Origin of the sequence: Flavobacterium psychroterrae (genome assembly GCF_018380615.1) — a bacterium.
In the GTDB taxonomy this organism is placed as follows: domain Bacteria; phylum Bacteroidota; class Bacteroidia; order Flavobacteriales; family Flavobacteriaceae; genus Flavobacterium; species Flavobacterium psychroterrae.
Genome location: NZ_JAGYVZ010000001.1, coordinates 243,006 through 254,848, shown reverse-complemented (window position 1 = coordinate 254,848; position 11,843 = coordinate 243,006). Strand labels below are relative to the sequence as shown.

Below are 11,843 nucleotides of genomic sequence, written 5' to 3'. Positions count from 1 at the left end.
ACGAGAAATCACATCCAGAGAGCGACGCACTGTACGGATTCAGCGCATGCGATTTCTCCTTCGTCGAAATGACAAAATTGGGTGTAATTTCATTCTTGTAAAAAGTAAAACCAATGTTTTCAAAAAATATAAAATACCAATTTAAGTCAGCAACAATAGTTTTAATACTGTTGCTTTTTATCGCTTTTCAGTTTTCGGCTCAAGGCCAAAAATCAAATGTCGATAAAAACCAAGCATGGAAACCCGCCACTTTTGAAGTTGTAAACAATTACAAAACATTCAAAACAACGCAATACGCACATGTATTTTCGCAAAGCAAACATAATATTATTCGTTTAGCTCCAGAATTAGAAGGATTAACAGGAATTGAACTTCCATTAGAAAGTTATAAAAACAGAACAAATTCTCCATTAAAATTAAAGTTTAAAGAAAATGTTCAGGTTTTGATTGGAGTTTTTCATGAAAAAGAAAATCCAGATTATCATCAATTTAATACTTCGGCGAAAGCCAAATTAATTCTTGAAAATGGAGTAACAATAACAGGTTTGCCTCCGGTGAATATTTATGCAGTTTCTTATTCAAAAGGAACGCAAACTATAAATCCCGGAAAAGGATTATTTACAATTTTAGGAGTTGTAAAAGACAATCAAAAACTAGAGCCAAGAAATGCAGCACTTCCAGACGGGAAACTTTGGAATCCAACTTTTATTGTTGAAGGATTTTCAGATGAAAAACCACTTTTCGAAATTATCGGCGGAGAAAATAAAGCTGTTGTAGATGAAGGAATGTCAGGAACCGAAGGAATTCAGGGCGGTTTTGAAGGCGGACGCGTCGTAAAAGTAGGCGTTACGTATCATATGTTTCCAACCGAAAGAGCGGGTGAAAAAGGAGTTGATTATTATTATGATCGTGTAAAAACGAGAATTGGTCATTGGTCCAGTAAAGATGCGATTCACTGGAAAAGAGAATCAACCATATATCAGGCAAGCGGAACTTACGCCGTAACCGAAGATGATAACCCAATGAATGATCGCCGTGCTGCAATTTGGTCGTATATGCCCGTTTTTAACGAAAAGGCAAACAAATGGTACGGCTATTATTTGGCTTATACCGTTAGTAAAACTATAGAACCAAACCATTCTTTCGGGAGGATTTGGCGTTGCGAATCAACCGTTGATGGAATCGAAGGAATCGGCGGTCCGTATAAAGATATGGGAATTATCATGGAACCCGGATTAGACTCAGAACCTTGGGAAGGACGTCAGGGTGTAGCTTCTTTTTTCCCATATAAAGTAGGCGATAAATATTTCGGATTTTACAGCGGTGCGTATCCTTTTAATTCATGGGCAGATTATCCGAAGAAAACCGGAAAAGGCTGGTTTGTGGCTTTGGCCGAATCAAAAAGTTTAGAAGGTCCGTGGTCAAGAATAAAAGACGGCACTAATCCAATCAAAACCATGCATCCGTTTTTTGTAGAAAATCCAATTGTGAGCCAGTTGCCAAACGGTTTATACATTGCCATTTTTGACGGAGGCCCAGACGGTTGGGGACATCATTTACCCAATATGATGGCGTATTCATTATCAAAAGACGGAAAAAATTGGGGAGAAGCAAGATATATTCCGATAGAAACAAAAGTCAATAAATGGTGGGATATTATGCGAACGCCTTTGTGTTTAATCCCCGAAGGGAATGACGTTTACACCATCGTTTACGCCGCCATCGATCTGAAAAAAAGATTTCACCCAATGGGAATGGTAAAAGTAAAATTAAACAAAGACGCAATGAAATCACGTTTAGAAGAATTGAAATAATAGCCCACAGATTTTACGGATTGAACAGATTTACGCAGATTTTTTGAATAATACTCTTAAATGTAAATGAAAAGATTAAAATAAAATTTCACGCAGATCTTGCAGATTTAAGCAGATTAACACAGATAAAAATCAAATAATAATCTGCTTAAATCATTTTAAATCTGCGTTAAACAAAATAATAAAATCTGTGTAGACCAGTTTAATCCGCGTCATCCGCGTGCCATAAACACATAAAAAATGAAAATTAAATATCTAATCATCGCCATTACAACACTTTTCATAAGCAGTTGCGCAACGACAAAATACAAGAAAAGAGAAATCAACGAAACCGTAATGCAGGAGATTTACAACGAAATCAAAACGCCTTACAAATACGGTTTAGTAATGGTTCCCACAGACAACTCATACAAGATGGATTGCCCGAGTGTATTTAGAAAAGACGGAAAATGGTTCATGACCTATTTAATCTACGGCGGAAGAGGTTACGAAACATGGCTGGCAGAAAGTGACGATTTATTGCATTGGAAACATTTAGGAAAAGTAATGTCTTTTTCTGAAAACGAGCAACATTGGGATGTCAACCAAAAAGCAGGATATATTTCATTACAAGATCCAACCTGGGGCGGAAGTTATGAATGGGAAAAATACGATGATAAATATTGGATGAGTTATTTTGGCGGAGACAGTAAAGGGTATGAAGCAGGCGTTTTATCAATCGGGATGGCGTATACAAAAGAATCACCAACAAAAGCACATGAATTCGAAAGATTAGAAAATCCGGTTTTATCTCCAAAAGACAAAGACGCTAGATGGTGGGATAATAGTACGATGTATAAAAATAGTGTTATTCGTGATAAGGACAAAGTTACAGGACACAATTTTATCATGTATTACAATGCCCGTGGTGATAGTGTAAATCCTGCTAAAGGCGCAGAGCGTATTGCTATGGCGGTATCAAACGATATGAAAAAATGGAAACGCTATGGTGATAAACCATTAATCAATCACCATAAAGGAATCTCAGGAGATGCCTATATTCAGCGTATTAATGATACTTGGGTGATGTTCTATTTTGGCGCTTTTTGGACAGGTTGGAATCAAGGTGCATTTAACCGTTTTGCAGTTTCGAATGATTTAGTAAACTGGACCGACTGGAAAGGTGAGGACTTAATCAAATCTTCTGAACCTTACGATGATATGTTTGCACACAAATCATTTGTAGTAAAACACGACGGAGTAGTTTATCATTTTTATTGTGCCGTAAACAAAGCAGAACAAAGAGGAATTGCAGTAGCAACTTCTAAAGATTTAGGCAAAAGCGATACGAATTTTGTGGCACCGCCGGAGAAGAAGAAATAAGTCATAAAGTTGAAAGTCATAAAGTCAAAAGTTAGTACAATGAAAAAATTTGGTTTGAAACATATTCAGTGGAATTTAAGTAATAATTTAAAAGTATTTTTAATGTTAAAGTCAATTTTTACCCGTCATTTTTTTAGCTTTCGACTTTCGACTTTCGACTTTTTGACTGTAATTTCACTTTTAACATTTCACTGTCACGCTCAATCCGTAACCGGTGAACCTGCAGGAATTCCTGAAATGCATAAGAAATACGAATTTGCTCCGTGGGAAGATCCAACGGTTACAAGCATCAACAGACAACCTTCAAGAGCAACGGCATATTCATACACCAATATTGAAGACGCTCTAAAAGGCGACAGATCAAAAAGCCGATTGCAAATGCTAACCGGAGATTGGAATTTTAAATACGCATCAAATCTTAAAGAAGCCTCAAAAGATTTCTATAAAGAAAAGGTTGCAGGTTGGGATAAAATCGAAGTGCCATCAAACTGGGAATTAAAAGGTTATGATATTCCGATTTACAAAAGTGCCGTTTACCCGTTTAGACCCATAAATCCGCCATTTATTCCTAAAGATTATAACGGAGTGGGTTCGTATCAGCGCAGTTTTACCGTTCCGGCAAATTGGAAAGATATGACCGTTACTTTGCATTTTGGAGCTGTAAGTTCAGGGTTTCAGGTTTGGCTTAACGGAGAATTTTTAGGTTATGGAGAAGATAGTTTTCTGCCTTCGGAATTTGATATTACGCCTTATTTGAAAGAAGGCGAAAATGTAGTTTCGGTTCAGGTAATTCGTTGGACAGATGGTTCGTATCTTGAAGATCAGGATCATTGGCGCGTAAGCGGAATCCAACGCGAAGTTTTTATTATGGCTGAGCCAAAATTACGCATTCAGGACTTCTTTTATCAAACCAAATTAGATAAGGAATACAAAGACGCTTCGTTTCAACTGCGACCAAAAGTAGAAAACCTGACAGGCGAAAAAATCAAAGATTATACTTTTCAGGCACAATTGTATGATGCCAATAATGTGGCTTTATTCAAAGAACCGCTTCAAAAACCGGTTATCGATATGATCAACGAAAGTTATCCTCGTCTGGATAATGTGCGTTTTGGAATGTTCAAGGAAAACATCCCTAATCCCAAAAAATGGAGTTCAGAAGAGCCTAATTTGTACACTTTGGTAATGTCTATAAAAGATGCAAACGGAAATATTACAGAAGCCAAAAGCTGTAAAGTTGGTTTTAGATCTATCGAATTTTCCAAGGAAAACGGCAAAATGCTCATCAACGGAAAAGAAACTTACGTTTATGGTGTAAACCGTCACGATCAGCATCCAACAAGAGGAAAAGCCGTTACGAGAGACGATATCAAACAAGATATTACTACGATTAAAAAGTTCAATTTCAACTTTATCAGAACCAGTCATTATCCTAACGATCCGTATTTCTACGATTTATGCGATCAATACGGAATCATGGTGATGGACGAAGCAAATCAGGAAACACACGGAATTGGAGGAAAATTAGCCAATGATCCAAAATGGACCAATGCGTATTTAGAACGCATGACCAGAATGGTTGAAAGAGATAAAAATCATCCATCGGTCGTTTTTTGGAGTCTAGGAAACGAAGGCGGAAAAGGACCAAATCACGCTGCAATGGCGGGTTGGGTTCATGATTTTGATATCACGCGTCCCGTGCATTACGAACCGGCACAAGGAAATCCGAGATTAGACGGTTATATCGATCCGCTTGATCCAAAATATCCAAAAACGATAGATCATGCGTATCGATTTGAAAATCCGCAAGATGAGCCTTATGTTGATATGGTTAGCCGATTTTATCCCGGAGTTTTTACGCCTAAATTTTTAGTAGATCAAAAGAAAGATACACGACCGATTATTTTTGTAGAATATTCTCATGCAATGGGAAATTCGGTTGGAAATTTAAAAGAATTATGGGATGAATTTCGTTCGCTTCCAAGAGTTATTGGCGGTTGCATTTGGGAATTTAAAGATCAGGGATTATTGAAAAAAGATCCTGCAACCGGTCAGGAATTTTTTGCTCACGGCGGAGATTTTGGCGAAAAATACCACGACGGAAATTTCAATACAAAAGGAATTGTCGATTCTAACGGAAAACCAAAAGGTTCAATCTATGAGAACAAATGGATTTATCAGCCAGCGACAAGTACATTAAAAGATAACTTTCAATTAGAAATAAAAAATCGTCAGGCCGTAAAATCTTTAGCTGATTATATTCCGGTTTTGAAAATTTTAGAAAACGGAAATGCGATCAAAACTCAAATATTAAAACCTTTTAGTTTAGAAGCAGGCCAATCAGTAACTTTAGATATAAAACAATATTTGCCTAAACTGAAAAAAGATGCCGAATATTTTCTGAATATCGAATTCCAGCTTTCAAAAGAGGAACTTTGGGCTTCTAAAGGTTACGCTGTAGCGGAAGATCAATTTCTATTAAAAAAATCAGAAAGGGGTTTAGATTTTACAAAAAACAATATTGAGGTAAAAACTTCTGAAACAGATTCGGATTTTAAAATCAAAGGAAAAACGTTTGACATTAATATTAGCAAAGCAAATGGAGCCTTGAATTCGTATGTTTTCAATGGCGAAGAACAAGTTTTCGCGCCACTACTTCCTAATTTTGTGAGACCTCAGACGGATAATGACAAGCGAGGTTGGAAATCGCATAAAGTTTTGAAAACGTGGTATCAGGCAAAACCAAAATTGGTCAAAACCAAAATGGAAACAACAATTGCCGGAACAACAATTACAAGTGATTACGAAATTATCAAAGACAGCGCGCAAGTGCAGGTCGTTTACAAAATCAATCCAAACGGCGTGATAAAAGTTGATTACAGTTTAAAAGCCACAAACAAATTACCAAACATTCCAAAAATCGGAATGCAAATGGGAGTTCAGAGAAAATTCGATCAAATTTCGTGGTATGGAAAAGGAGAATTGGAAAACTATATCGACAGAAGTTTTGGATCATTCGTTGGCAAATATTCACTACGAATTAATGATTTTCTGGAGCATTACGTGAAACCTCAGGAAAATGCAAACAGAACCGAAGTAAGATGGATGGCTTTTACAACGCTTCAAAAAAATAGAGGTTTATTAGTTGTTGATGATGCAAAAGTTTTAAGCATGAGCGCGTGGCCGTATACACAAGAAAATTTAAGCGCCGCCAAACATACTTTTGATTTAAAAGATCCCGGATTTTTAACCGTAAATATCGATTTAATCCAGATGGGAGTGGGAGGAAACGACAGTTGGACTTTAGTCGCACAGCCTTTAGAACAATATCAAATTAAATCAGGAGATTATCAGTATAGTTTTTATCTGGTGCCTTTTTCAGCAACAAAAAATGGATTAGAAGAAAGCTTGAAAAAGTTTAAATATTAGACAAAGAATACCGCGCGCTAAACCCAACAGGTTTTTAAAACCTGTCGGGTTTAAACGTAACGAATAGAAAAGCAACAACCATGTTTCAAAAAAAACAATTTTTTCTTTTTAAAATGGACTTTCGACTTTCGGCTTTCCGACTTTTGACTGTATTGTTACTCTTCGTGGGATTCGTTTCTGCGCAGGAAATCGGTAAAAAAGAAACAACAGCATTTCAACCTACAATCGAATCCTCAAAACCTTGGGTATATTGGTATTGGATGAAATCGGCTTATTCTAAAGTTGGAATCACAGCCGATTTAGAAGCTATGAAACAAGCTGGAATTGCTGGTGCGTATTTGATGACCATAAAAGGCCCTGCAAATCCGCCGTTAATCGATCCTCCTGTTTTGCAATTGACGCCGGAATTTTGGGACATGATACATTGGGCTTTTAAAGAAGCCGATAGATTAGGATTAAAAATTGCTTTTCACGGTGCCGATGGTTTTGCCGTTGCTGGCGGACCCTGGATTATACCAGAAATGTCGATGCAAAAAGTGGTTTGGTCTACAACTGAAATTGCGGGAGGAAAATTAATCAATACAAAACTGCCAGTTCCGGAACATTATAAAGACTATTATAAAGACATCGCGACTTTTGCAATTCCTATAAAAGAATATCAAACTAGCTCGCAAATTCAATTGCCAAAAGTTACGACTTCAAATAATACTGATGCTTCGTTTTTGACCGATGCTAAAAAAGACGATAACTTTAAGTTTGCAGAAAAAGGCTGGATTCAATATGAATTTGAAAAACCTTTTACCTGCAAATCGATTGTTATTGAAACAAAAGGCAGAGATTTTCAGGCGCAGCGTTTAATTGTTGAAGTTAGCGATGACGGAATAAGTTTTAAATTTCATGAAAGAATGGTTGCACCGCGACACGGCTGGCAGGATGTGGATTTTTCTCATAATCATACCATTACACCCGTAACTGCAAAATATTTCAGATTTGTTTATGATCCTGTTGGAACAGAACCTGGCGCTGAAGATTTGGATTTTGCCAAATGGAAACAAAACCTGAAAGTCAGTAAAATTACGCTTTCAAATCAGGCTCTAATTGACAATTACGAAGGAAAATCAGGAGCTGTTTGGCGTTTGAGTCCGGAAACTTCTGCAAAACAAATCCCGAATTCTGAGTCTTTCAAAAAATCAGAAATGATTAATATTTCGAATTTAGTTGATACTAATGGAAATTTGAACTGGAAAGCGCCAAACGGAAAATGGAAAATTATCCGAATGGGACATACTTCTACCGGACATGAAAATGCTACGGGCGGAGCTGGAAAAGGTTTGGAAGTAGATAAATTTAATCCCGAACTAATTCGTTTTCAACTTGATCATTGGTTTGGCGAAGCGATTCGTTCTGCCGGACCAGAATTAACTTCCAAGGTTTTAGAAATCCTGCATTTTGATAGTTGGGAATGTGGAAGCCAAAACTGGTCTTCGGTTTTTCAGGCTGAATTTCAAAAAAGACGCGGCTATAATCTTGTCGATTATTTGCCTGTAATGGCGGGAATTCCAATTGAAAGTGCAGCTGTTTCGGAGAAAGTTTTATACGATGTTCGCAAAACAATTGCCGAACTAGTAGCGGATAATTTTTACGGAACTGTTGCAAAAATCGCTAAAGAAAACAACATTAAATTAAGTTCAGAAAACGTTGCGCCTGTTTTAACTAGCGATGCGTTGCTGCATTTTAAATACGTAGATTATCCAAGTGGTGAATTTTGGTTAAAAAGTCCCACTCACGATAAACCTTTTGATATGATGGATGCTATTTCAGGCGGACATATTTATGGAAAAGATATTATTCAGGCAGAAGCTTTTACGGCTTTGCGAATGGATTGGGACGAACATCCGGGAAATTTAAAAACGCTTGCGGACAGAAATTATGCATTAGGAATCAACCGATTATTTTATCATGTTTTTGTTCATAATCCGTGGACAGACAGAAAACCTGGAATGACCTTAGACGATATAGGAACTTTTTTTCAAAGAGATCAAACGTGGTGGAAACCCGGAAAAGCATGGTTTGACTATTGCCAACGAGTACAATTGCAGTTGCAAAAAGGAAAACCGGTTATAGATTTAGCGATTTTTATTGGCGAAGATTTTCCTTCGCGTTCCTTCGTGCCCGATCGTTTAGTACCTTTTATTCCGAATGTTTTTGGAAAGGAAAGACTCGAAAGAGAAAAAATACGTCTCGAAAATGAAGGTCAGCCAACGACAAAAATGCCTAAAGAAGTTACCTATTCTAAAAACAATACCGATTTATCGCAATGGGTAAATCCATTAAATGGCTATCAATATGATTCGTTTAATGCTGATGTTTTAACTCATAATGCCAAAGTCGAAAACGGAAAAATATCTTTTGGCGGCGGAATCGAATACGGTGCTTTATTGTTTCCGGGAAGTCATAAAATGGCACCCAATAAAATGATTTCTTTGGCTGCAGCCGAAAAAATATTAGAATTAGTAAAGAATGGAGCAACTATTTTTATTGATGAAAAGCCGGATTTACAACCCGGAATGCATTCAGAAGCAGATCATAAAAAATGGCAGAATATAATTGATGAAATCTGGACTGATAATTCGAATGCATCAACCTGGAAAATCGGAAAAGGAACCATTATTAAATTGCCGTATTTAGGAAATGATTTTGCTTCAATAGGAATTGAACAGGATCTTTATTTTCCGAAATTAAACAGAGTTGATAGCGAAACATTAGCATGGACACACCGTAAATCAGATACCGAAGATATTTATTTCATCTCTAACCAAAAAGAAGAAAAGCGTTCGTTTGAAGCGTCGTTTAGAATAGCAGGAAAGATTCCGCAATGGTACAATCCGGTTACAGACCAAACTTCAGATCTAAGTCGTTGGATGATTTTAGATGATAGAACAATCGTTTCATTGACTTTAGATGCCAATGAATCTGGTTTTGTAATTTTTAAAGATCAACTAAAAGAGGTTATAACAAAGGATTATCGTAAAGGTTCAGAATTTGAAAACGTTCAAACCTTAAATGAAAACTGGGAAATACAATTCGATCCTGAATTTCACGGGGTAAAAGAAATTGTAAAAACAGATAAGTTGTTTGATTGGAACACTTCAACAAATGATCAAATTAAATATTATTCGGGAACAGCAGTTTATAAAAAAGACTTTATTTGGAAAGGAAAAACCAACGAGGGATTCTGGCTTGATTTAGGAACAATTGCAAACATTGCTGAGGTAACCGTAAACGGAATCAACTGCGGAACAATCTGGACATTTCCTTATAAAACAGATATTTCTGAAGCATTAAAAAAAGGAAAAAACAGCATAGAAATTAAAATCACAAATACCTGGGCAAACCGATTAATTGGTGATGAAAAATTGCCAAAAGAAGAAAGATTAACGTGGACAACAGCACCTTTTAGATTGCAGGAAGGGATTTTATTAAAGGCCGGATTGTTGGGGCCGGTTACGATCGTGAAAGAAAAATAAATGTGCCTTGTAGACTGGAGTAAAGTCCAGCCTTACAATATGGTTCGAGCCGACGGCTCTTTTGCGTAACGTAAAAGTTCCGGAGGAACGATTCATATTATAGCGTCGGGTTTTAACCCGATGAACGATTAGTATAGCAGCGTCGGGATTTCCCCGTTAGATATAGATTAAAAATAAAAAAGAATGAAAAATTTAAAAGAATATATAGTTGTGGTTTTCTTGTTTTTAGCAAGTTTCCAAACCAACGCAAAAATCAAATTGCCCGCATTATTTTCAGACAATATGATGCTGCAGCAAAAGTCAAACGCACCAATTTGGGGATGGGCGGAGAAGAATGCCAATATTGTGATTAAAACGTCATGGGATTCTAAAACCTACAAAGCGAAAGCAGATAATTCCGGCAAATGGAAAACAGAATTACAAACGCCATCTTTTGGCGGACCATTTACAATTGAAGTTGTTGAAGGAACAGAAAAAGTAATCGTAAAAAATGTCTTGATTGGCGAAGTTTGGTTGTGTTCCGGGCAATCGAATATGGAAATGCCTTTGAAGGGTTTTCAGGGTCAGCCAGTAAAAAACGGAAATGAAATCATCGTAAGATCAACCAATAAAAACATTCGTTTAATTACGATTCCGCGTGCAACAGTTTTAGAACCTTTAAGCGATTTTGAAGGAAAATGGGAAACTGCTTCGCCAAAATCTACGGCAAATTTTAGTGCAACGGCTTGGTATTTCGGTTCGCTTTTACAGGAAGTTTTAGACGTTCCGGTGGGGTTAATTCATGTTTCATACGGAGGTTCAAGCATGGAAGCATGGATGAATCAGGAAATGTTAAAGGATTTTGCAAGTGCTAAAATCCCAACTACAAAAGAAGAATTGGCAAAAGATCCAAACCGTGTTCCCACAACTCTGTTTAACGGAATGCTTTCGCCTGTAATTGGTTACGGAATAAAAGGCTGTATTTGGTATCAGGGCGAATCAAATTACGAAAGAGCGTCGGAATACGCAGCACTAATGAAAAAAATGGTAAGCAGTTGGAGAGCGTTATGGAAACAAAGGGATTTTCCTTTTTATTACGCTCAGATTGCGCCTTTTAATTATGCCTCATTTCATCCAAAAGATTATCTGGAAAAATACAATTCGGCTTATTTGAGAGAAGCACAATTGAAAGCTTCAAAGGAAATTCCGAATTCAGGAATGGCGGTTTTGATGGATGTTGGCGAAGAAAACAGCATTCACCCAATGGACAAGGAAAAAGGCGGAAACCGATTGGCGTTTCAGGCTTTGGCAAAAACATACGGAATTGAAGGTTTTGAATTAGAAAGTCCGAAATACAAATCGATGGAAATAAAAGACGGTTCGGTAACAGTTTCTTTTGATGATGTTGCCAACGGAATTACATCTTACGATAAAGAGGTTTTAGGTTTTGAATTGGCAGGAGAAAACAAAATATTTTATCCAGCAAAAACGATAGTAAGAAGAAAATCTGTGGTTTTAACTTCTGATAAAGTAACGAAACCTGTTGCAGTACGATATTTATGGAAAGATTTTGCAAAAGCTGAATTGTTTAGCGCGGGCGGTTTACCGGTTTCGTCTTTTAGGAGTGATGAGTGGTAGGTTTTTAGTTATGAGTTAAGGGGTTGACGCTTAGTTTGTCATTCTGAGGAACGAAGAATCTCCGCAAGTAACTCCACAATCAAAAGCGCCAATC

Annotated in this window: 5 protein-coding genes; all 5 read left to right on the top strand. The window is 37.0% G+C overall.

From position 1 onward, the window contains the following. Nucleotides 1–113: 113 nt before the first annotated feature. Complete coding sequence (locus tag KHA90_RS00860) at nucleotides 114–1,814, top strand: glycoside hydrolase family protein (RefSeq protein WP_213293842.1); 1,701 nt, start codon at nucleotides 114–116, stop codon at nucleotides 1,812–1,814. 240 nt (nucleotides 1,815–2,054) lie between these two features. Continuing rightward, a complete protein-coding gene (locus KHA90_RS00855) occupies nucleotides 2,055–3,176 on the top strand; it encodes a glycoside hydrolase family protein (protein WP_213293840.1) in 1,122 nt (373 codons plus the stop codon). A gap of 39 nt (nucleotides 3,177–3,215) precedes the next feature. After that, complete coding sequence (locus KHA90_RS00850) at nucleotides 3,216–6,605, top strand: glycoside hydrolase family 2 TIM barrel-domain containing protein (RefSeq protein WP_244860218.1); 3,390 nt, start codon at nucleotides 3,216–3,218, stop codon at nucleotides 6,603–6,605. A 113-nt stretch (nucleotides 6,606–6,718) separates the two neighbouring features. Beyond that, a complete protein-coding gene (locus tag KHA90_RS00845; RefSeq protein WP_213293838.1) occupies nucleotides 6,719–10,132 on the top strand; it encodes a glycosyl hydrolase in 3,414 nt (1,137 codons plus the stop codon). 183 nt (nucleotides 10,133–10,315) lie between these two features. Further along, entirely contained in the window at nucleotides 10,316–11,749 is a 1,434-nt protein-coding gene (locus tag KHA90_RS00840; RefSeq protein ID WP_213293836.1) for a sialate O-acetylesterase, read from the top strand. Nucleotides 11,750–11,843 lie beyond the last annotated feature (94 nt).

Bases quoted from the DNA above. Each gene is read 5' to 3' on its own strand.
- KHA90_RS00840 (WP_213293836.1), top strand. From the start codon at position 10,316: ATGAAAAATTTAAAAGAATATATAGTTGTGGTTTTCTTGTTTTTAGCA.
- KHA90_RS00850 (WP_244860218.1), top strand. From the start codon at position 3,216: ATGAAAAAATTTGGTTTGAAACATATTCAGTGGAATTTAAGTAATAAT.
- KHA90_RS00855 (WP_213293840.1), top strand. From the start codon at position 2,055: ATGAAAATTAAATATCTAATCATCGCCATTACAACACTTTTCATAAGC.
- KHA90_RS00845 (WP_213293838.1), top strand. From the start codon at position 6,719: ATGGACTTTCGACTTTCGGCTTTCCGACTTTTGACTGTATTGTTACTC.
- KHA90_RS00860 (WP_213293842.1), top strand. From the start codon at position 114: ATGTTTTCAAAAAATATAAAATACCAATTTAAGTCAGCAACAATAGTT.